Raw genomic sequence first — 18,260 nt, 5'->3', positions numbered from 1 at the left:
CGTCGGTATGGACGGACCCGCCCCTCTTGCGCGGCCCGCGGTTTCGCACCAGACCATTGAGACCCAGACGGACAAGGGACGGAGGATCGCGATGGATAGGGTGACCGGTGGCTGCCTCTGCGGTCAGGTGCGCTTTGCCGCGCGCGGTGCGCCGCTGCGCGTGGGGATCTGCCATTGCCTCGACTGCCGCAAGCATCACGGAGCTTTGTTCTACGCCGCCGCCATCTATGCGGAGGGCGCGGTGACCGTAACCGGCGAGACGCGCGCCCATGAGGGGCGGCATTTCTGCCCGACCTGCGGCTCTTCGGTCTTTGCCGAGAGCCCCGGCGAGGTGGAGCTTCACCTCGGGGCCCTCGATACCCCAAGCCAGTTCGCACCGGATTACGAACTCTGGACCCGGCGCAGGGAGGATTGGCTACCAGCCTTCCCCGATACGGTCTGTCACCGCGAAAGCCGCGAAGAACCTGCCCCCGACTGAGCCGCCCCGCTCGGGCGCGTCCGGCCTGCGACAGGACAGAATCCGGCCCCGGCGACGCGGCCTCGACCCTCGGCGCCTGCCTCTGCACAACTGCGACGAGAGCGCGCTGGTCAGCTTCGTGCCCCCCGGCTAGAGCAGAAGGCATGGTGTCGATTGCCCTTCGCCTTCTCCGGCTTTCCGTGACCGCCGCGCTTTGTCTTGCGCTGGTGGCGATCGGCTATGGCCACCGGGCGCAGGGGCCGGACATGACACCGGAGCTGGCCGCCTATGTGGCGGCGGGCGGATCGCTCTCTGACCTGTGCGGCCCGACCGAGGGCGACGGCCCCGCACCCCGCGTGGACTGCGAAGCCTGCCGGTTGAGCGATACGCTCACCACCCTGCGCGGCCCCTGCCCGGCGGCGAGCCGCACAACGCCCAAGACCTTTGTCTTCGGCTTTGTCGCCAAACGCCTGCGGCAGACCAGTGGCCCCGATCCGGTCCGCCTGACCCGCGCCCCTCCGCGCGCCTGAGACCTCACCGTTTCAACTCAATAACCCCCCGCGTCCTGCATGGCCCGGGGTCTCAGGCTTGGAGTCCTTACATGACGATGACCGATACACCTGCGCAGCCCCACGGGCGCGCAAACAAACTCTATTTCGCGGCATGGCGCTGGCATTTCTATGCGGGCCTGTTCGTGATCCCCTTTCTCGCCATTCTGGCCGTGACCGGGCTGATGATGCTGTGGATCGCCTGGATCGACGGGCGCGACGGCGAGCGCACGCCCGTGATCCCGCAAGAGACCGCGCAGGCTGTCTCGATCCAGTCGGACGCGGCGCTGGCAGCCATCCCCGGCGGGACGCTCAAGCAGTATGTCGCGCCGCGCCGGGATGATCTCGCAGCGCTCTTCCGCGTGGATCTTGACGGCGAGGCGACCATGGTGGCCGTCGATCCCTATACCGCAGAGGTGATCGAGACCTTTCCGCGTCGCAGCGGCTGGTACGACTTTTTCGACAACATCCATAGCGACCTGATGCTCGGGGTGACCGGCGACCGCCTGCTGGAGACTGCCGCCTCGCTCACCCTCGTTCTGGTGGCGACCGGGCTCTACCTCTGGTGGCCGCGCGAGACCGGCTGGCGCCGCGCCCTGATCCCCAGCCTTGGCCGGGGCCGCGGGCTGTGGAAATCCCTGCACGGGGTTGTGGGCATCTGGATGTCGCTCTTTCTGGTGTTCTTCCTGATCTCGGGGCTTGCATGGGCCGGGATCTGGGGCGGCAAGATGGTACAGGCCTGGAGCCATTTCCCCGCCGAGAAATGGGACAATGTCCCGCTCTCGGACGAGACCCATGCCAGCATGAACCATGATCGCCGCGAGGTGCCCTGGGCGCTGGAGCAGACCCGGATGCCTGCCTCGGGCAGCGATGCGGGGCTGGCCGGGATCACGGGCCCGGTGACCCTCGACAGCGTCGACGCGCTGGCCCGGACCATCGAGTTTGACGGGCGTTACCAACTGAACCTGCCACGCGGCACGACCGGGGTCTGGACCCTGAGCCGGGATTCCATGAGCACCGACAGCCACTCGCCCACAACGGACCGGACCGTGCATGTGGACCAGTATACGGGCAAGGTTCTCGCCGATGTGCGCTATGCGGACTATTCGCTGCCCGGCAAGGCGATGGCCGTGGGGATCGCCCTGCATATGGGGACGCTGGGCCTGTGGAGCGTGCTGGCCAACAGCCTGATCTGCCTATCGGTGCTGTTTCTCTGCGTCAGCGCGATCGTGCTCTGGTGGAAGCGTCGCCCGAGCAAGGCGGGCCGTCTCGCGGCCCCGCCCATGCCGCGTGAATTGCCGCTCTGGCAAGGCGCGGTCCTCGTCGGGCTGGGGGTATCCATGGCCTTTCCCATGGCCGGGCTTGCCCTGCTGACGGTGCTGCTGGTGGATACGCTGATCCTGTCCCGGCTCCCCAAACTGCGCCACAGCCTGACTTGAGCCCCCCTGCGGCGCCGGGCTCAGGTCCCGGCGCCGCCCTTGCGGGACGGGGTCAGGACCACGCCCTGCGCCCCGGGCCTACCGCTTGGCGTGGCGGCGTGGTAGCCCTGCGACCATGACCCCACGTCTCGACACAGTCTTTGCGGCGCTTGCCGATCCCACCCGCCGGGCGATCCTGACCATGCTTCTGGAGGATGACATGGCGGTGACCGACGTGGCCGAGCCCTTCGAGATGTCGCTGGCCGCGATCTCCAAGCATCTGACGATCCTCACCCGGGCCGGGCTGATCAGCCAAGAGAAACGCGGGCGGGTGAAATGGTGCAAGCTCGAGCCGGACGCCCTGCGCGACGCCTCGATCTGGATGCAAAGCTTCGGACAGTTCGAGGCGGTCAATCTCGACGCGTTCGAGCGGTTTCTTGAGACGGAGCTTCCGCCGCAGCCGAGGCCTGATCCCGAAGGGTCTTGCGGATAAACTTCGCCGCCGAGCGGTAATGGCTGGCCCCCGAGGCCTCGGCCCAGCGCCCCAGCGTCCAGTCATTCATCCAGGGCATCAGATGGGGCGTATACAGGCTCTCGTCACTCTCGGCGGCCAGGAACGCCATCAGCCGCGCATGTTCCGCGGCCAGATCCGCCTGCGCCTCAGCCCAGCTAAGCCCGGCCTGCGCTGCGCGGAGCTGCGCGTTATAGGCTTTGAGCTCGGACCATTTATAGCCCGGCGCGGGGGTCTGCACCTCGGCCCCTGCGCGCCCATCGGACACCCAGCCGAGATAAAGCGTGATCCAATGGGCGCGGTGGGCCACCGTGTCCTTGATCGACACACCCTCCGCACCGGGCGCGGTGGCGGTCGCATCAGATAGCGGCGCGATCAGCCGCGCGAGCTTGGCATACTCCTTGTCACAAATGGCGATCAGGTCGGTCTTGCAGGTTGCGGCGGGCATGTGCGGCTCCTTTCGGAAACCTGTTTGCCCGCTTGCGCAGCGCCTGTCCTTGCGCGGGGTCAAAGACCCGCCTCACAGGTTCAGCTTTGCGGCACTTCCTCTTTCAGCAGCAGCACCAGCGCCACACAGGTCAGCGCCACGCCGATCAGGATCAGCGGGTTCGGCACCGGCTGGCCCAGCCCGATCTGCCACAGGATCACCCAGCTCGGCGTGAGATAGGTATAGGCCATCACCTTGGCCGAAGGCAGCCGCAGGGTGGCCGCCTGCAACAGGACAAAGGTCGCCGCGCTCGCCCCGACCGAAAGATACCCCATGGTGATCCAAACCAGCGGGCGCAGCTCGGACCACTGGGTCGCCTGTACATCCCGCCAGCCATAGGCAAAGAGCAGTGCGCAGCCCGCGATCAGCATCCCGAAGGTGAAGCCCGCGGCACTCTCGCCCCGGTTCAGCAGCCGCGCCATGGGGGCATAGGCCGCGTGCGAGATGCAGCCGATGAAAAAGATCGCCTCGCCCCGGCCGATATCAAAGGCCAGAAAGGCCGCGAAGGACGCGTCGAAGATCACCCAGAGCGCCCCGGTCGCCCCCACTGCCAGGGCCAGAGCCATGCGTTTCGTGGTGACCTGCCGCATCAGGATCCAGCCGAACACCCCCGACATGATCGGGGTCAGCGTGAAAACCGCGGCGGTCGAGACCGGATCCGCCGTCTTCAGCCCTTCGAACATCAGGACGAAATAGATCCCGAAGAGCCCGCCCAGAACCACGAACCGCCAGGGCGCGCGGAGCAGGTCACGGCTCAACCCGCCACTGGCCCAGGCCGCAAGCCCCACGACCCCGCCCGCAATCCCAAAGCGCACCGCGTTCAGGGCAGCGGGCGCGATCTCGTTGGCGATCTGACCGCCCAGCGCGAAAGAGCCCGCGACCAGCGCGGAAAAGGTCAGCATCGCCAGATGCCCCTGGGCCGGACGCGACAGCGCGCGCACCCGCGCGACCGGGCTCATCGCCATGGACGTGTCCCGGTCCGGGTCGCGGTCTGCGGGGTCATGGCCAGTCTTTGGCGGCCGCCTTGAGGAAATTGGTGAAACTCTGCACCTTTGCCGTCCTGTGCAGATCCACATGGGTGATCAACCAGACCCGGCTCGACCAAGCATCGATGGGATCACAGAGCGGCACGAGGTTGGGGCATTGCGCCGCCCACCACATGGGCAGGAAGCCCGCGCCGATCCCGGCAACGACCGCGTCGCCCCCGGCCCGGATATCCGAGGCCCGATAGATGATGCGATCGGCGGGCATGTTGTCCTTCATCCAGATGTTGAAGGGCGCACGCGGCTCCTCGATGGCGCTGCCGACGATCCGGTGCCCGGCATAGTCGCTGCCCATCACGATGGGCCCATGGGTGTCGAGATACTCCTGCGTGCCATAGAAGGTCATCCGCTGGGTATAGAGCGGCTGCACGATGTTGTCGGGATCATCCGGCTTGCGCCCGGCGCGGATCGCCACATGGGCTTCGCCATATTCCAGACGGAACACCCGCGTATCGGTGATGAACTTCACCCCCAGATCCTCGTGATCGGCCTGAAACTGCGCCAGAACCGGCGCGATCAGCGGCGAGAACATCTCCAGCGAGGTGATGATCAACTCGCCCGTCACCTTCGCCCCGTGGCCATGGAGCCGCCCGGACAGCTGATCGAACTGATCGGCGGTCACCTGCGCCACCTGCAGCAGGTCATTGCCTGCATCCGTGGCCGTATAGCCCCGCGCATGGCGCTGGAACAGCTTGACCCCAAGCCGCCCCTCCAGACTGTCAATATGTCGGATCACCGTGGCATGGTGCACACCCAGCACCTCCGCCGCACCGCTGACCGTGCCCAACCGCGCCACCTGAAAGGCGGTGCGGATCTCATCCCAATTCTCAATCGGCATATCGTCTCAATCGCTAAACTGTCGCGTCCAGAGAAATGTGCACTCACTCACATTTCCTGTTCAATATGAGGAATTGTGTTCATCCACGCAACGGCTAAATCTCTCTTCACACGACGCACGCAACTTCTCGCTCATGGCCCGGCCACCCTCCGGTCGGGCCCGCACTCCCCCCGGCGCCACCCCGCCTCCGATAGCACAGGATCACACCCATGACGTCCGTTCTTCGCATCGACAGCTCCCCCCGCAGCGACGCTTCGATCTCACGCGCCCTCGCCGACCGCATCGTGGACCGCCTCGCACCCGCACAAATCTCCGCCCGCGATGTGAGCCCCGGCCTCCCGGTCATCGACGCGGACTGGATCGGTGCTAACTTCACCCCGGCGGCCGAGCGTAGCCCGACCCAGATCGAGACCCTCGCCCTCTCCGACACCCTTGTCGCGGAATTACAGGCGGCGGATGTGGTCGTCATCTCCCTGCCGATCTGGAATTTCGGGATTCCGGCCAGCCTGAAAGCCTGGATCGACCTCGTCGCCCGCGCGGGCCTGACCTTCCAATACACAGCAGAGGGCCCCAAGGGCTTGCTGGAGGGAAAGCGCGCCATCCTCGCCATCGCCTCCGGCGGCACCGAGGTCGGCAGCCAGATCGACTTCGCCACGGAGTACATGAAACACGTGCTCGGCTTCATCGGCATCCATGAGGTCGAGATCGTCGCCGCCGACCGCCTGATGGTCGATGCCGAGGCAAGCCACGCCAAGGCCGATGCCGCAATCGAAGCCCTCGCCGCCTGATCCCACCTGCCCGCAACCAACCACCCCGCCCTGCCGCCCTCCCGCGGCAGGGCTTTTTTGCGCGCAGCTCTCCCCTTAACCTAAATATCCCCGCCGGAGGCCCATGCGCCCGCCCCCGGCACGGGGGACCGGGCGCAGCCTGCATGAAAATGCGCCGCAGGCGCTCAATTTGATCGGCCACAACCGCCGGGCTCGGCCCAACCGTGGCTTGACAGACCACCCGCAACCGTCCATACGCCCCCCAACCTCCGGAGAGCCTGTGCCCTCCGGTCCCTATGCCATTGGGCAGGGATCGCCACCCGTCAGCGCGTTGCGCCCACGGGTGCTTTACCGCTTGGGGCTTCGGGATTGCCGCGGAACGGCCCGCGGCGGATTTCATGACGGCGGGGCGGACGCGCTCCGAGAGGACCAAAAGGAAGACCTGATGTTTGAAAATCTGTCCGATCGCCTCTCTGGTGTCTTTGACCGCCTGACCAAGCAGGGTGCGCTCAGCGAAGCCGACGTCTCCACCGCCCTGCGCGAGGTCCGCGTGGCCCTGCTCGAGGCCGATGTCTCGCTGCCCGTCGCCCGGGATTTCGTGAAAGCCGTCCAAGAGAAAGCCACCGGCCAAGCCGTCACCAAATCGGTCACACCGGGTCAGCAGGTGGTCAAGATCGTCCATGACGAGCTGGTCCATGTCCTCAAGGGCGACGAAGATCCCGGCGCGCTGAAAATCGACAACCCGCCGGCCCCGATCCTGATGGTCGGCCTGCAGGGCTCCGGTAAGACCACCACCACCGCCAAGCTCGCCAAGCGCATGTCCGAGCGCGATGGCAAGCGCGTGCTGATGGCCTCGCTCGACGTGAACCGCCCCGCGGCCATGGAACAGCTCGCCATTCTCGGCACCCAGATCGGCGTCGACACGCTGCCCATCGTCAAGGGCGAAGACCCGGTCGCCATTGCCAAGCGCGCCAAGACCCAGGCCTCCCTCGGCGGCTATGATGTCTACATGCTCGACACCGCCGGGCGCCTGTCGATTGACGAAGAGCTGATGGCCCAGGTCGAGGCGGTCCGCGATGTCGCCAACCCGCGCGAGACCCTGCTGGTGGTCGATGGCCTGACCGGTCAGGACGCGGTCCACACGGCCGAGAATTTCGATGACCGCATCGGCATCTCCGGCGTTGTGCTGACCCGGATGGATGGCGACGGGCGCGGCGGTGCGGCGCTCTCCATGCGCGCGGTGACCGGCAAGCCGATCCGCTTTGTCGGCCTCGGCGAGAAGATGGACGCGCTCGAGACCTTCGAGCCGGACCGTGTTGCCGGTCGTATCCTCGGCATGGGCGACATCGTGGCCCTGGTCGAGAAAGCCCAGGAAACCATCGAGGCCGAGCAGGCCGAGCGCATGATGAAGCGCTTCCAGAAGGGTCAGTTCAACATGAACGACCTGCGCGGCCAGCTCGAGCAGATGGAAAAAATGGGCGGCGTCGAGGGGCTCATGGGCATGATGCCCGGCATGAACAAGATGAAGGGCAAGCTCGACGAGGCCGGGTTCGACGACAAGGTCATCCGCCGCCAGATCGCCCTCATCCAGTCCATGACCAAGCGCGAGCGCGCCAACCCGCAACTCCTGCAGGCCTCCCGCAAGAAGCGGATCGCCAAGGGCGCGGGGATGGAGGTCTCGGATCTCAACAAGCTGCTGAAGCTGCACCGTCAGATGGCCGACGCCATGAAGAAGATGGGCAAAATGGGCAAGAAAGGCATGATGAAGAACCTCGGCGGCCTCTTGGGCGGCAAGGGGGGCATGCCCGCAGGGATGCCTGGCGATCTGGCCGGCATGAACCCTGCCGATCTGGAAAAAGCCGCCAAGGCCATGGGCAACATGCCCGGCGGCGGCCTGCCCGGTCTGGGCGGTGGCGGTCTGCCCCCCGGCCTGTCGGGGTTCGGCAAGAAGAAGTAATGACCGGCACCACCCTGCATATCCCGACGCTCACGACCGAGCGCCTGACCTTGCGTGCGCCGCGCGCCGAGGATGCCGCCGCCTATGGCGCCTTCCTCGAGAGCCCGCGCTCGGCGGGTGTGGGCGGGCCGTACAAGGCGACCGATGCGTTCGACCGGATGTGTGGCACAGTGGGCCATTGGCACCTGCGCGGCTATGGCCGCTGGATGATCGCCGATCGCGAGACCGACGCGGCGCTGGGCATCTGCGGCCCCTACTTCCCCGAGACATGGCCCGCGCCCGAGCTCGCCTGGAGCGTGTTCGGCGGCGCCGAAGGCCGCGGCATCGCCCGGGAAGCCGTGATAGTGGCGCGCCGCTGGGCCTATGAAACCCTCGGATGGGATCGCCCGATCAGCCTGATCATCGACGGCAACACCCGGTCCTTTGCCCTGGCCGAACGGCTCGGCTGCCAGCAGGACGGCACCTATGACAGCCCCTATTACGGGGCGATGCAGGTCTGGCGCCACCCGGCCCGGGCGGAGGTGCTCGCATGAACACCCTCACGACCGAGCGCCTGACCCTGCGCCCGCCCTGCCCGGCGGATGTGCCTGCCCTGACGGAGTTCTACCGCTCCGAGCGGTCGCAATATGCCGGCGGGCATGTGCCCCATGCCAAGGCCTGGAGCAACGCCGTGGCCATGCTCGGCCATTGGCAGGTGCGCGGCTACGGGCTCTGGGCCGTGACCGAAACCGGCGACGACAGGGCGCTGGGACTTGTCGGCCCCTACTATCCCGATGGCCGCCCGGAGACAGAGCTCGGCTGGGTGCTGTTCGCGGCGGCCGAAGGCCGCGGCATCGCACAAGAGGCCGCCCTGGCGGCCCGCGCAGATGCCCGTTCCCGTCTCGGCTGGTCCGAAATCGTCAGCTATATCGATGCGCGCAACACCCGCTCGATCGCCCTGGCCGAGCGCCTCGGCGCACGCCTTGACGAAACCGCACCGCAGCCCAAGCCGGACGATCCCTGCCTGGTCTTCCGCCACCCCTCCGACGTGGAGGGGACCGCATGACCCTGTTGACCACGGATCGGCTGATCCTGCGCCCCCCCGCGGCACAGGATTTCGACGGCTACCGCAGCTTCTACATGTCCGACCGCGCGCGGTTCGCCCATGGCCCCCTGACCGAGACCGAGGCGTGGTACGCCTTTTGCGTGGAAATGGCCCACTGGCCCATGCGTGGCTTTGGCATGTTCACCGTTCTGGCCCAGACCGATCCCGAGACCCCGATCGGCCTTGTCGGCCCCTGGTATCCCGCCGACTGGCCCGAGCCCGAGATCGGCTGGCTGCTCTGGGATGGGCACGAGGGCCAGGGCTACGCCGATGAGGCCGCCCGCGCCTGCCTGATCCATGCCTTCGGACATCTCGGCTGGGACAGCGCCGTCAGCTATATCCACCCCGAGAACACGCCCTCCGTCACACTGGCGGAGCGGCTCGGTGCACAGATCGACCCCACGGCCCGCGCCGCCAAACCCGACCTGACCGTCTGGCGTCATGACCGGGTCTATTGGGTCGGCGACAAGAAGGGGACTGCCTGATGGGCCATCGCGACATTCCCGTTCTGGAAACCCAGCGTCTCTCCCTGCGTGGCCCGGACCCGCAGGATTATCCGAATTTCAAGGCGACCTTCGCCTCCTACCGCTCGCGCTTCATGGGCGGGCCGCTGAACCCCTACGAGACCTGGATGCTCTACGCCGCCGAGATCGGCCATTGGGAAATCCGCGGCTTCGGCATGTGGATGATCCACGACAAGATCACCGACGAGACCTATGGCATGGCCGGCGGCTGGCAGCCCGCCAAATGGCCCGAGCGCGAGATCGCCTGGATCATCTGGCCCGAGAAATCCGGCAAGGGCTTCGCGCTGGAGGCCACCCATGCCTGCCGCACCCACTTCTATGCCCAGGGCTGGGAGGGCGCGGTCAGCTATCTCGACCCAATGGATCTCGACAGCATCCGGCTGGCCGAGCGCCTCGGCGCGGTCAAGGACAAGGACGCGGCCACGGTGGCGGGCGATGACGTGGTCTATCGCCATCCCGACCCGGCGGCCCTGCGCGACAGCCAGCTCGCCCATGGCATCGAAATGGAGATCGGCCACTACGCCGACCCGCTCTTCAAACCGAAAGGATACGCGCTTGACTGACGCCGTGACCCGCGCCGCAGCCGTGCTCGCCGAGCACCGCGACAGCATCGACCGCCTCGATGCGATCCTCGTCTTCACCCTGGCCGAGCGCTTTGCCCATACCCAGGCCGTGGGCAAGCTGAAGGCCGAGCATGACCTGCCGCCCTCGGATCCTGCGCGCGAGGAAACGCAGATCAAACGCCTGTCGGAGCTGGCCAACATGGCCGATCTCGACCCCGACTTCGCCAAGAAATTCCTGAATTTCATCATTCAGGAAGTCATCCAACACCACAAACAACACCAATCCTGAACCCCGGTTCAGACATAAGAAACTCTAGGAGAACAACACCATGGCAATGAAAATCCGGCTCGCCCGCGGCGGTTCCAAGAAGCGCCCCTTCTATCGCATCGTGGCCACCGACAGCCGCATGCCGCGCGACGGCCGCTTCATCGAGAAGCTCGGCACCTACAACCCGCTCCTGCCCAAGGACAGCGAAGAGCGCGTGAAGATGGACATGGAGCGCGTCCAGTACTGGCTGGGTGAAGGCGCCAAGCCGACCGACCGCGTGGCCCGTATGCTCGAAGCCGCCGGCACCCTGCCCAAGGCCGAGCGTTCGAACCCCAAGAAAGCCGTCCCGGGCAAGAAAGCCCAGGAGCGCGCCGAAGAGAAAGCCGCCAAGGCCGCCGAAGCCGCAGAGGCACCGGCAGAAGAAGCCGCGGCCGAATAATCGGCGCGGCCCCGCCCGTGACCGCGCGCAGCTTCAGCCCGGATTTCCGGGCGGAACTGACCGAGTTGATGCGCTGGCGGCGCGATGTGCGTCGCTTCCGCACCGATCCGGTGCCCGAGGATTTGCTGGCCCGGTGTCTCGATGCGCTGCGGCTGGCCCCCTCGGTGGGTCTGTCCGAGCCGTGGCGCGTGCTGCGGGTCGACGGTGCCGAGGCGCGCGCAGCGGCCGCCGCGAATTTCGCCGAGGCGAATGCGACGGCCCTTGCGGGTCAGGACGGCGACCGGGCGGCGCGCTACGCGACGCTCAAGCTCTCGGGGATGGATGCTGCCCCGGTGCAGCTTGCCATCTATTGCGACACGGATCCGCCCAAGGGGGCGGGTCTCGGCGCGGCCAGCATGCCGCAAATGCGCCAGTACTCCGTGGTGGCGGGGGTCACCATGATGTGGCTCACCGCCCGGGCCGAGGGGTTGGGATTGGGCTGGATCTCGATCCTTGATCCGGACCGGCTGGCGCGGGACCTCGACGTCCCAACGACATGGGATCTGATCGGCTATTTCTGCCTCGGCTGGCCCGAGCAGGAGGCCGACAGCCCGGAATTGGAACGCGCGGGGTGGGAAACACGCGCCGACACTTTGGATTTGGAGGTCCGCTGAGGTGGCACGGTATTGGATTGGATTGGCCGAACGCGACAGCGTGCATGCGGCCGTGGCAAATGGCGTCTGCGTCTTTTCCGGAGGCAAGGCCTCGCCGGTGCGCAAGCTCGAACCCGGGGACGGCATTCTCTACTACTCACCCCATGAAAGCGCGGGCGGCGCGGTGCTGGAATGCTTCACCGCCGTGGGCGAAGTGGTCGATGACGCGCCCTGGACCCAGAACTGGACACAGATCTGCGCCGGCGGACCCTATCTGAGCCAAGGCGCCGCGCGCCAGAGCGGCCTGACCTGGGTCCGGCGCTGCGATTACGACGCCGTGGGCGAGGTCTCGGTTCGCCCGCTCCTGTCGGAGCTGCGCTTCGTCGCTCAGCCGCGCCATTGGGGCCGGACCTTCCATCGCGGCCAGATGGAGATCGGCGCCGCCGACTTCTTCCGCATCGCCGACCGCCTGCGCGCGGTTGCCTGAGGGGGCGGGGTGACCAAGACCATGATCCTTCTGGTGTTCGGCGCCAGCGTCTATATCGGCATGCAGTTCGAGCAACGCCTCGCCTCGGATCGCTGTATCGCGGCCGGGGGCACCCCGGATGCGCGCGGCATCTGCACAGGAGTGCCCGCACAATGAGCAAGCGCAAGGATCTGACCTGCGTCGGGGCGATCGCCGGGGCCTTCGGAGTGCGCGGCGAGGTGCGGCTGAAGAGCTTCTGTGCCGTGCCCGAGGATATCGCCGGGTACACCCCGCTCAGCTTCGAGGATGGGACCGAGGTCACCCTGCGACTGACCGGCCAGATCAAGAACGGGCTCTCGGCGCGGCTCTCGGGCGTGGGCAACAAGGAGGCCGCGGATGCGCTGCGAGGCACCCGGCTCTACGTGCCGCGCGACCGGCTGCCCCATCTGCCCGATGACGAATATTACCATACGGACCTGATCGGTCTGGCGGTCCACGACACGGGCGGGACCCATTTGGGCAAGGTCACGGCGGTGCATAATCACGGCGCGGGCGATCTGTTGGAGGTCAAGGGCCCGCTGGCCAAGGGTCCGGTCCTGATCCCCTTCACCCTGGCCATCGTGCCGACGGTGGACCTGCGGGCCGGGCGCATCGTGGCCGATCCGCCGGAGGGCCTTTTTTAGACCCATCACCTGCGCGCCCCGGACGGCGCGGCGCGGGTCCGCGCGGTCCTGCCAAGGACCGCGCCACCGATCCCCTAGACTTCGGCGAGAATCGTCGCCGCGCGCTGCAACTGCACCAGACGCTCCTGCTGGAACGCGCTGCGCTGGCCACCCACCGACGGCAAGGCCGCCCAATCCTGCAGGACCCGGCAGCGACACAGGAACGCCATACAAGGATCCGCGCCCAGATCCGCGCCATAGCCCTCGGACAAGGCCGCCAGATCCTCTGGCGGCAAGCCGCAGCGCGGATCCAGCGCCCGCGTCCCGGCAAACCGCGCCCCCAGATCCACCAGCAGCCGCGCCAGATCATAGACCGCGGGCGCTTCCTTATCATGCATGAAGTCGATCAGCGTCGCCCGGTTGGCCGACAGGATCATGTTGCGCGCGTGCAGATCCCCATGCTGCGCCGCGAGCATGACCGGCGCGCCTTCGGCCGCCGCTGCCGCGGCCTTGAGGCTCTCTACAAGCACCGCAAAGAGATCGGGATCCACGATCGCTAATTGCCCGTCCAGCGCCTTGCGTGCGAGCCGCTCCATATAGTCGACCATGCGCGCCGGGTTGAAGCGCTTCTCCCCCGCTGCCGTGCTGTCGTAATAGGCCCGCAGCGCGGCCCCCGCCCGCGTCAACAGCGCGCCGCGCTGATCCGGCTTGTCATATTTCAGCAGGAGATGATCCTGCAGCGTGCGCCCGACCACATAATCCTGAATGGTCGATAGGCTGCTCGCATCCTCCGCCAGGATCGCTGCGGGCGCGTGGACCTTGTCCGCGCGCAACGCCCGTACCGCGCGGCGCTGCCCGGCAAGCCCCTCGGCCCAGCGCGCCTGATCCACCGGCGCAAAGATGCGCTTGAATACCAGGTTGCGCCCATCGGGGCCGGTCATGCGCATCACGATCCGCACCCGCCCGGGATCCTCGCGCCGCCAGAGCTCCTCGCCGCTGAAGGACGCGGGATCGAGCCCGGCAAAGGGTGCCAGCTGCTGCCAGCTGCCCAGGGCCGATGCCATCATGCGGTCGTCTCGGGTCATGCCTCACTCCGGTTCGCGGCGCCGGTCACAGGGGCGCCCGGACGCAAAATGCCTTGCAGGTTGCTAAACATTGATTAAACCGCCCGAACATGACCAAACCACCCGCCCCTTCGCTCAGCCGCTCGCACGGCACCAAGAGCATCTCGCTCTCGGCCCAGCCGCAGGACCTGATGGCCCCGCGCCAGCGCAAACGCGGCGCCTGGACCGCCAAGGTGATCACCCTCTTTCCCAAGGCCTTCCCCGGCGTGCTCGGCGAAAGCCTGACCGGCAAGGCGCTGGACGACGGGCTCTGGGCGCTCGAGACCCTGGATCTGCGCAGCTTCGGCGTGGGCAAGCACCGGAATGTCGATGACACGCCCGCCGGCGGCGGCGCGGGTATGGTCCTGCGTCCGGATGTGCTGGGCCGTGCGCTCGGTACCGCAGCCACGGGCACGCCGGAGGACCGCCGCAAATGGCCGGTGGTCTATCTCAGCCCCCGCGGCGCGCCCTTCACCCAGGCGCGGGCCCAGGCCTGGTCCGAGGCCGAGGGCATCACCCTGCTCTGCGGCCGGTTCGAAGGCGTGGACGAGCGCGTGATCGAGGAATTCGGCATCGAAGAGGTCTCGCTCGGGGACTTTGTCCTCACCGGCGGCGAGATTGCAGCACAAGCCTTGATTGACGCCACGGTCCGACTTATACCGCGCGTGCTTGGGAATCAGGCGTCCACGGAGGAGGAGTCCTTCTCCACCGGCCTTCTGGAGCACCCGCACTATACACGACCCGCTGTCTGGAAGGGACGCGAGATACCCGGGATTCTCCTTTCGGGCCATCACGCGAAGATCACCGACTGGCGCCGGGAGATGGCCGAAAGGCTAACCAAAGAACGCCGCCCTGACCTCTGGCGGGCATATTGTGAGACCCACGATATGGACCCGGACGGAGACCAAGAGCTCTAGGGGCAGCCCCACGTCGCGGAACAACCGCGCATATAGAGGAGTCAGGGCCCATGAACTTGATTGCACAGCTGGAAGCCGAGCAGATCGAAGCGCTCGGCAAAGACATTCCGGATTTCAAAGCCGGCGACACCCTCCGGGTCGGCTACAAAGTGACCGAGGGCACCCGCTCCCGTGTTCAGAACTACGAAGGCGTCTGCATCGCCCGCAAAGGCGGCGACGGCATCGCAGCGTCCTTCACCGTCCGCAAGATCAGCTTCGGCGAAGGTGTGGAGCGTGTGTTCCCCCTGCACTCGACCAATATCGACAGCATCACCGTGGTGCGTCGCGGTAAGGTCCGTCGCGCCAAGCTGTACTACCTGCGCGCCCGTCGCGGGAAGTCTGCGCGTATCGCCGAGCAGACCAACTACAAGCCGAAATCGAACTGAGGGCCGTAGAGATGAAAAAAGATACCCATCCCGAGTACCACATCATCGACGTCAAGATGACCGACGGCACCGTGGTGCAGATGCGCTCCACCTGGGGCAACGAGGGCGACCAGCTGGCGCTGGACATCGACCCCTCCGTGCACCCGGCCTGGACCGGCGGCAGCTCGCGCCTGCTGGACACCGGCGGCCGCGTGTCGAAGTTCAAGAAGAAATACGAAGGTCTCGGCTTCTGAGCCCAGCCTCTTCGACAAGACCAAAGGCGCGCCATCGGGCGCGCCTTTTTTGTTGCGCCGCGGCTGGTCCGTCGCCCGGCATACGGTTTCGCCCCGCACAGCGGCTGTCGGGACCGCGCAATGCGCGTCGCGCCCCCTGTGAAGGTCAGGCCCGCGCGGAGGGCTGCTCGCCTAGAGGGACAGAACGGCCCCGCCGGCTTGCTTGCAAAAGACTGAGCGCAAGACCGGCACGGCGGACCCTGCCAGCTGCGACAGCCGCAATTTCGACTCAAACCGGCGGGCATTAACCAAAAAGCAAAACGCGCCATGGCATGACTTTGGCCAATGACGCCGCACTTGGCGGATTGTCGCCGTTTTGGGATTCCAAACCGGGAAGCAGCTGAATACTGTGCGCGCAATCCGGCGGGGCACGGGTCACGTCGAGAAGAAGGGTCGCGCAGTGGCACATATCATCGTCTTCGGCAACGAAAAGGGCGGCTCGGGCAAGTCGAGCACCTGTATGCATGTGGCCACCGCGCTCACACGTATGGGGCATCGGGTGGGCGGGGTTGATCTCGACCTGCGCCAGCGGAGCTTTGGCCGTTATCTCGAGAACCGCGCCGCCACCTGCGAGCGCGAGGAAATCGTTCTGCCGCTTCCGACCCTGATCGAGCTGCCGCAGATCGATCAGGCCAGCCTGCCCGAGGGCGAGAATATCTGGGACTACCGGCTGAGTGCTGCGGTGTCCTCGCTTGAGGAGGAGTGTGATTTCGTCGTGATCGACTGTCCCGGCTCACATACACGGCTGAGCCAGGTGGCCCATTCGCTGGCCGATACGCTGATCACGCCGCTGAACGATTCCTATGTAGATTTCGACATGCTCGCGCGGATCGATCCGACGAGTAACAAAGTGCTCGGCCCGTCGGTCTATTCCGAGATGGTCTGGAGCGCGCGGCAATTGCGCGCCCGCGCGGGCCTGCCGCCGATTGACTGGATCGTACTTCGCAACCGGCTCGGCACGCAATACATGCACAACAAGAAGAAGATCGGCGACGCCCTGCAGGATCTGAGCAAGCGGATCGGGTGCCGCGTCGCGCCGGGCTTTTCCGAGCGCGTGATCTTTCGCGAGCTGTTCCCCCGGGGCCTGACCCTGTTGGATCTGCGCGATATCGGCATCGCTCAGCTGAACATGTCGAACGTGGCCGCCCGGCAGGAGTTGCGGGATCTCATCACTGCGCTGAACCTGCCCGGGGTCGAGGTCGACTTCTGAGAAGCGCGCCCCCGTGGATCATGCAGCACCGCCGAGCTGTGCTGCGCCGGAGCGCCCCGCGCGAAGGGAGCGCTCGGCAACACAGCCACCCGTCAGCCGCAGGACAGGTTCGTCACGTCGTTCCAGGGATCGATCCGGATGTTCAGCCGGTCCGGACGGAAATCCATGGTGACAGGGCCGAAATAGATCACCCGCACGCTCCCCGCCCCGCGCGGCACCAAGGTGGAGTTGGGGTCAATCGGCTGCCCGATCAGGCCTTCATTGTCCCAAGCCCCGCACGTATCGGCATCGCGCGGCGTGGTCACGCCCCAGGTCTCGAGGTCAGGCTGGAGGGCCTTGCGGATCCAGAACCGCTCCCCCTCCCGGCGCAAACGCTCCTGGTCCTTGGGCTCCAACTCGTCACCATAGACGCCGTTGCGCGCCTCAAACGCGTCCATCAGGGCGCGCAGGGCGGGCGGCAAGGGGGGACCTTCCATGGCCGAGGCATTCACCGGTCCCAGCTTGAGGTACCGGCCCAGCGCATCGAGACCCCGTTCGGTCGCAGGGCCGACCACCCCATCCACCGGGCCCGGAACAAACCCGTAGAAATTGAGCGCCGTCTGAATGTCGAACACATCCTCCCGCAGCCCCGACTGCGCCTCGGCGCTCCCCGGAGGCACCAGTGCCAGCAAACTCACCCAAAGCCCGACCACAAAAGCGCGCAGCATTCCAAAGCTCCTTATCTCTCTCCGCCCCACCCTAGCCGCAGCGCAGCACCGGGGTCCATCCTGTAACAAAGCCCATATTCCCCCCGCCGCCTGTTACAGTTTCCCGCCCTTTTGCAACGAAAGCCCCCGTGCCGATCACCCGAGATCAAGCGGGCGTGATCGCCCTAACGCAGCCGCGCATTCAGGCGCAAATCATGGGACAACAGCCCCATAGCCAAAGGAACCCCGGGATGTCGACCATGGAAGAAAACCGCAAGTCCGCTCTGCCCCGCTGGGTGCCGCTGGCCGGAATCGCCGCCATCGCCGCGATCGGGGCCTTTACCCTCAAGGACACGCTGAGCTTTCAGGCCCTTGCTGACAATCGCGAGGCGCTGATCGCCTTTCGCGACGCCAATCTGGTCCTGACCATCGCGGCCTATATGGCCATCTACATCGCCGTGGTGGCCTTCTCGCTGCCCGGCGCGACCATCGCGACGCTGGCGGGCGGGTTCCTCTTCGGGCTGACCACGGGGACGGTCCTGACGGTGTTCGCGGCCACGATCGGCGCCACGATCATCTTCCTCGCCGCCCGCTGGGGGCTGGGCGAGAAGCTTGCCGCGAAAATGGACGCCTCCTCGGGCAACGTGAAAAAGATCAAGGAGGGCCTGGCCGAAAACGAGCTGAGCGTGCTTTTCCTGATGCGCCTCGTCCCCGCGATCCCGTTCTTCGTGGCCAACCTTCTGCCGGCGCTCGTGGGCGTGAAACTGCGCAACTTCCTGCTGACCACCTTCTTCGGGATCATCCCCGGCACCGCCGTCTACACTTGGGTCGGCGCAGGTCTGGGCGAGGTCTTCGCCCGCGGCGAGACCCCGAACCTCGGCATCATCTTCGAGCCCCATATCCTCGGCCCCATTCTCGGCCTCTCGGCGCTCGCCCTTCTCCCCATCATCCTCAAGCAATTCCGCAAGACCAAAGGCGCCTGA

At 66.5% G+C, this 18,260-nt stretch carries 26 protein-coding genes; 21 read left to right on the top strand and 5 right to left on the bottom strand.

The genetic code is table 11. From position 1 onward, the window contains the following. Positions 1-91: 91 nt before the first annotated feature. The 4 genes from ACP15I_RS19165 (at position 92) to ACP15I_RS19150 (ending at position 2,916) form a co-directional block, all read left to right on the top strand. Positions 92-478 (top strand): GFA family protein, encoded by a 387-nt coding sequence (locus tag ACP15I_RS19165; protein WP_424976281.1) that lies wholly within the window; start codon positions 92-94, stop codon positions 476-478. A 143-nt stretch (positions 479-621) separates the two neighbouring features. After that, on the top strand, positions 622-987 hold the full coding sequence (locus tag ACP15I_RS19160; RefSeq protein WP_424976280.1) for a hypothetical protein: 366 nt from the start codon (positions 622-624) through the stop codon (positions 985-987). A gap of 71 nt (positions 988-1,058) precedes the next feature. Continuing rightward, entirely contained in the window at positions 1,059-2,444 is a 1,386-nt protein-coding gene (locus ACP15I_RS19155) for a PepSY-associated TM helix domain-containing protein (protein ID WP_424976279.1), read from the top strand. A 115-nt stretch (positions 2,445-2,559) separates the two neighbouring features. Further along, the gene (locus ACP15I_RS19150) at positions 2,560-2,916 is read left to right on the top strand and encodes an ArsR/SmtB family transcription factor (protein ID WP_424968028.1); all 357 of its coding nucleotides are present in this window, start codon (positions 2,560-2,562) and stop codon (positions 2,914-2,916) included. Here ACP15I_RS19150 and ACP15I_RS19145 read toward each other — a convergent pair. The 3 genes from ACP15I_RS19145 to ACP15I_RS19135 all read right to left on the bottom strand — a co-directional run bounded on the left by ACP15I_RS19145 (position 2,834) and on the right by ACP15I_RS19135 (position 5,296). Further along, positions 2,834-3,382, bottom strand: coding sequence for a ClbS/DfsB family four-helix bundle protein (locus ACP15I_RS19145; protein ID WP_424976278.1), 549 nt, complete (start codon positions 3,380-3,382; stop codon positions 2,834-2,836). The two genes, ACP15I_RS19150 and ACP15I_RS19145, sit on opposite strands and share 83 nt — an antisense overlap. Before the next feature lie 80 nt (positions 3,383-3,462). Continuing rightward, entirely contained in the window at positions 3,463-4,380 is a 918-nt protein-coding gene (locus ACP15I_RS19140; protein ID WP_424976356.1) for a DMT family transporter, read from the bottom strand. 40 nt (positions 4,381-4,420) lie between these two features. Further along, the gene (locus ACP15I_RS19135; RefSeq protein ID WP_424968110.1) at positions 4,421-5,296 is read right to left on the bottom strand and encodes a LysR family transcriptional regulator; all 876 of its coding nucleotides are present in this window, start codon (positions 5,294-5,296) and stop codon (positions 4,421-4,423) included. A gap of 215 nt (positions 5,297-5,511) precedes the next feature. On the opposite strand from ACP15I_RS19135, the gene ACP15I_RS19130 reads away from it, so the two are divergent. From ACP15I_RS19130 to rimM, 12 genes are all read left to right on the top strand, one after another. Further along, positions 5,512-6,090 carry an FMN-dependent NADH-azoreductase gene (locus ACP15I_RS19130; protein ID WP_424976277.1) on the top strand — a complete coding sequence of 193 codons (579 nt, stop codon included), beginning with the start codon at positions 5,512-5,514 and terminating at the stop codon, positions 6,088-6,090. Between the two features lie 424 nt (positions 6,091-6,514). After that, positions 6,515-8,026 (top strand): signal recognition particle protein, encoded by a 1,512-nt coding sequence (ffh, locus tag ACP15I_RS19125; RefSeq protein ID WP_424976276.1) that lies wholly within the window; start codon positions 6,515-6,517, stop codon positions 8,024-8,026. Next, on the top strand, positions 8,026-8,559 hold the full coding sequence (locus tag ACP15I_RS19120) for a GNAT family N-acetyltransferase (RefSeq protein ID WP_424976274.1): 534 nt from the start codon (positions 8,026-8,028) through the stop codon (positions 8,557-8,559). The genes ffh and ACP15I_RS19120 overlap by 1 nt, the downstream gene beginning before the upstream one ends. Beyond that, positions 8,556-9,071 carry a GNAT family N-acetyltransferase gene (locus ACP15I_RS19115; protein ID WP_424976273.1) on the top strand — a complete coding sequence of 172 codons (516 nt, stop codon included), beginning with the start codon at positions 8,556-8,558 and terminating at the stop codon, positions 9,069-9,071. Before ACP15I_RS19120 ends, ACP15I_RS19115 begins: the two co-directional genes overlap by 4 nt. Continuing rightward, the gene (locus tag ACP15I_RS19110) at positions 9,068-9,595 is read left to right on the top strand and encodes a GNAT family N-acetyltransferase (protein ID WP_424976272.1); all 528 of its coding nucleotides are present in this window, start codon (positions 9,068-9,070) and stop codon (positions 9,593-9,595) included. Before ACP15I_RS19115 ends, ACP15I_RS19110 begins: the two co-directional genes overlap by 4 nt. Beyond that, positions 9,595-10,197, top strand: coding sequence for a GNAT family N-acetyltransferase (locus ACP15I_RS19105; protein ID WP_424968036.1), 603 nt, complete (start codon positions 9,595-9,597; stop codon positions 10,195-10,197). Before ACP15I_RS19110 ends, ACP15I_RS19105 begins: the two co-directional genes overlap by 1 nt. Then, positions 10,190-10,486, top strand: coding sequence for a chorismate mutase (locus tag ACP15I_RS19100; RefSeq protein WP_424976271.1), 297 nt, complete (start codon positions 10,190-10,192; stop codon positions 10,484-10,486). Before ACP15I_RS19105 ends, ACP15I_RS19100 begins: the two co-directional genes overlap by 8 nt. A gap of 40 nt (positions 10,487-10,526) precedes the next feature. After that, positions 10,527-10,904: a 30S ribosomal protein S16 gene (gene rpsP / locus ACP15I_RS19095; protein ID WP_424968038.1), complete on the top strand. Its 378-nt coding sequence runs from the start codon at positions 10,527-10,529 to the stop codon at positions 10,902-10,904. Positions 10,905-10,921: 17 nt separating this feature from the next. Then, entirely contained in the window at positions 10,922-11,557 is a 636-nt protein-coding gene (gene bluB, locus ACP15I_RS19090; protein WP_424976270.1) for a 5,6-dimethylbenzimidazole synthase, read from the top strand. Between the two features lies 1 nt (position 11,558). Next, on the top strand, positions 11,559-12,023 hold the full coding sequence (locus ACP15I_RS19085) for an EVE domain-containing protein (protein ID WP_424976269.1): 465 nt from the start codon (positions 11,559-11,561) through the stop codon (positions 12,021-12,023). 9 nt (positions 12,024-12,032) lie between these two features. Further along, entirely contained in the window at positions 12,033-12,179 is a 147-nt protein-coding gene (locus ACP15I_RS19080) for a hypothetical protein (protein ID WP_424976268.1), read from the top strand. Next, on the top strand, positions 12,176-12,685 hold the full coding sequence (gene rimM / locus ACP15I_RS19075) for a ribosome maturation factor RimM (RefSeq protein ID WP_424976267.1): 510 nt from the start codon (positions 12,176-12,178) through the stop codon (positions 12,683-12,685). Before ACP15I_RS19080 ends, rimM begins: the two co-directional genes overlap by 4 nt. 74 nt (positions 12,686-12,759) lie before the next feature. Here rimM and ACP15I_RS19070 read toward each other — a convergent pair whose 3' ends face one another. Further along, complete coding sequence (locus ACP15I_RS19070) at positions 12,760-13,749, bottom strand: phosphotransferase (RefSeq protein ID WP_424976266.1); 990 nt, start codon at positions 13,747-13,749, stop codon at positions 12,760-12,762. 89 nt (positions 13,750-13,838) lie between these two features. Here ACP15I_RS19070 and trmD point away from each other — a divergent pair, with 89 nt between their 5' ends. The 4 genes from trmD to ACP15I_RS19050 all read left to right on the top strand — a co-directional run bounded on the left by trmD (position 13,839) and on the right by ACP15I_RS19050 (position 16,591). Beyond that, the gene (gene trmD / locus ACP15I_RS19065) at positions 13,839-14,684 is read left to right on the top strand and encodes a tRNA (guanosine(37)-N1)-methyltransferase TrmD (protein WP_424976265.1); all 846 of its coding nucleotides are present in this window, start codon (positions 13,839-13,841) and stop codon (positions 14,682-14,684) included. Positions 14,685-14,734: 50 nt separating this feature from the next. Continuing rightward, positions 14,735-15,109 carry a 50S ribosomal protein L19 gene (gene rplS, locus ACP15I_RS19060; protein ID WP_424968045.1) on the top strand — a complete coding sequence of 125 codons (375 nt, stop codon included), beginning with the start codon at positions 14,735-14,737 and terminating at the stop codon, positions 15,107-15,109. An 11-nt stretch (positions 15,110-15,120) separates the two neighbouring features. Beyond that, positions 15,121-15,342, top strand: a complete 222-nt coding sequence (gene rpmE / locus ACP15I_RS19055; protein ID WP_424968046.1) for a 50S ribosomal protein L31 — start codon at positions 15,121-15,123, stop codon at positions 15,340-15,342. Positions 15,343-15,781: 439 nt separating this feature from the next. Then, complete coding sequence (locus ACP15I_RS19050) at positions 15,782-16,591, top strand: division plane positioning ATPase MipZ (RefSeq protein ID WP_424976264.1); 810 nt, start codon at positions 15,782-15,784, stop codon at positions 16,589-16,591. Between the two features lie 92 nt (positions 16,592-16,683). Here ACP15I_RS19050 and ACP15I_RS19045 read toward each other — a convergent pair whose 3' ends face one another. Continuing rightward, the gene (locus ACP15I_RS19045; protein ID WP_424976263.1) at positions 16,684-17,298 is read right to left on the bottom strand and encodes an I78 family peptidase inhibitor; all 615 of its coding nucleotides are present in this window, start codon (positions 17,296-17,298) and stop codon (positions 16,684-16,686) included. Positions 17,299-17,528: 230 nt separating this feature from the next. Here ACP15I_RS19045 and ACP15I_RS19040 point away from each other — a divergent pair, with 230 nt between their 5' ends. Continuing rightward, on the top strand, positions 17,529-18,260 hold the full coding sequence (locus ACP15I_RS19040) for a TVP38/TMEM64 family protein (protein WP_424968049.1): 732 nt from the start codon (positions 17,529-17,531) through the stop codon (positions 18,258-18,260).

The sequence above is a fragment of the Dinoroseobacter sp. S124A genome (genome assembly GCF_049801015.1).
GTDB lineage: Bacteria > Pseudomonadota > Alphaproteobacteria > Rhodobacterales > Rhodobacteraceae > Dinoroseobacter.
Note: the sequence above shows the minus strand (reverse complement) of the source record. Positions and strands in the feature narration are given on the sequence as shown.

Coding starts and splice junctions, on each gene's coding strand:
- rpsP (WP_424968038.1), top strand. CDS start 10,527: ATGGCAATGAAAATCCGGCTCGCCCGCGGCGGTTCCAAGAAGCGCCCC.
- rpmE (WP_424968046.1), top strand. CDS start 15,121: ATGAAAAAAGATACCCATCCCGAGTACCACATCATCGACGTCAAGATG.
- ACP15I_RS19130 (WP_424976277.1), top strand. CDS start 5,512: ATGACGTCCGTTCTTCGCATCGACAGCTCCCCCCGCAGCGACGCTTCG.
- ACP15I_RS19070 (WP_424976266.1), bottom strand. CDS start 13,749: ATGACCCGAGACGACCGCATGATGGCATCGGCCCTGGGCAGCTGGCAG.
- ACP15I_RS19105 (WP_424968036.1), top strand. CDS start 9,595: ATGGGCCATCGCGACATTCCCGTTCTGGAAACCCAGCGTCTCTCCCTG.
- ACP15I_RS19150 (WP_424968028.1), top strand. CDS start 2,560: ATGACCCCACGTCTCGACACAGTCTTTGCGGCGCTTGCCGATCCCACC.
- ACP15I_RS19040 (WP_424968049.1), top strand. CDS start 17,529: ATGTCGACCATGGAAGAAAACCGCAAGTCCGCTCTGCCCCGCTGGGTG.
- rplS (WP_424968045.1), top strand. CDS start 14,735: ATGAACTTGATTGCACAGCTGGAAGCCGAGCAGATCGAAGCGCTCGGC.
- rimM (WP_424976267.1), top strand. CDS start 12,176: ATGAGCAAGCGCAAGGATCTGACCTGCGTCGGGGCGATCGCCGGGGCC.
- ACP15I_RS19110 (WP_424976272.1), top strand. CDS start 9,068: ATGACCCTGTTGACCACGGATCGGCTGATCCTGCGCCCCCCCGCGGCA.
- ACP15I_RS19145 (WP_424976278.1), bottom strand. CDS start 3,382: ATGCCCGCCGCAACCTGCAAGACCGACCTGATCGCCATTTGTGACAAG.
- ACP15I_RS19120 (WP_424976274.1), top strand. CDS start 8,026: ATGACCGGCACCACCCTGCATATCCCGACGCTCACGACCGAGCGCCTG.
- ACP15I_RS19115 (WP_424976273.1), top strand. CDS start 8,556: ATGAACACCCTCACGACCGAGCGCCTGACCCTGCGCCCGCCCTGCCCG.
- ACP15I_RS19160 (WP_424976280.1), top strand. CDS start 622: ATGGTGTCGATTGCCCTTCGCCTTCTCCGGCTTTCCGTGACCGCCGCG.
- ACP15I_RS19045 (WP_424976263.1), bottom strand. CDS start 17,298: ATGCTGCGCGCTTTTGTGGTCGGGCTTTGGGTGAGTTTGCTGGCACTG.
- ACP15I_RS19165 (WP_424976281.1), top strand. CDS start 92: ATGGATAGGGTGACCGGTGGCTGCCTCTGCGGTCAGGTGCGCTTTGCC.
- trmD (WP_424976265.1), top strand. CDS start 13,839: ATGACCAAACCACCCGCCCCTTCGCTCAGCCGCTCGCACGGCACCAAG.
- ACP15I_RS19140 (WP_424976356.1), bottom strand. CDS start 4,380: ATGAGCCCGGTCGCGCGGGTGCGCGCGCTGTCGCGTCCGGCCCAGGGG.
- ACP15I_RS19155 (WP_424976279.1), top strand. CDS start 1,059: ATGACGATGACCGATACACCTGCGCAGCCCCACGGGCGCGCAAACAAA.
- ffh (WP_424976276.1), top strand. CDS start 6,515: ATGTTTGAAAATCTGTCCGATCGCCTCTCTGGTGTCTTTGACCGCCTG.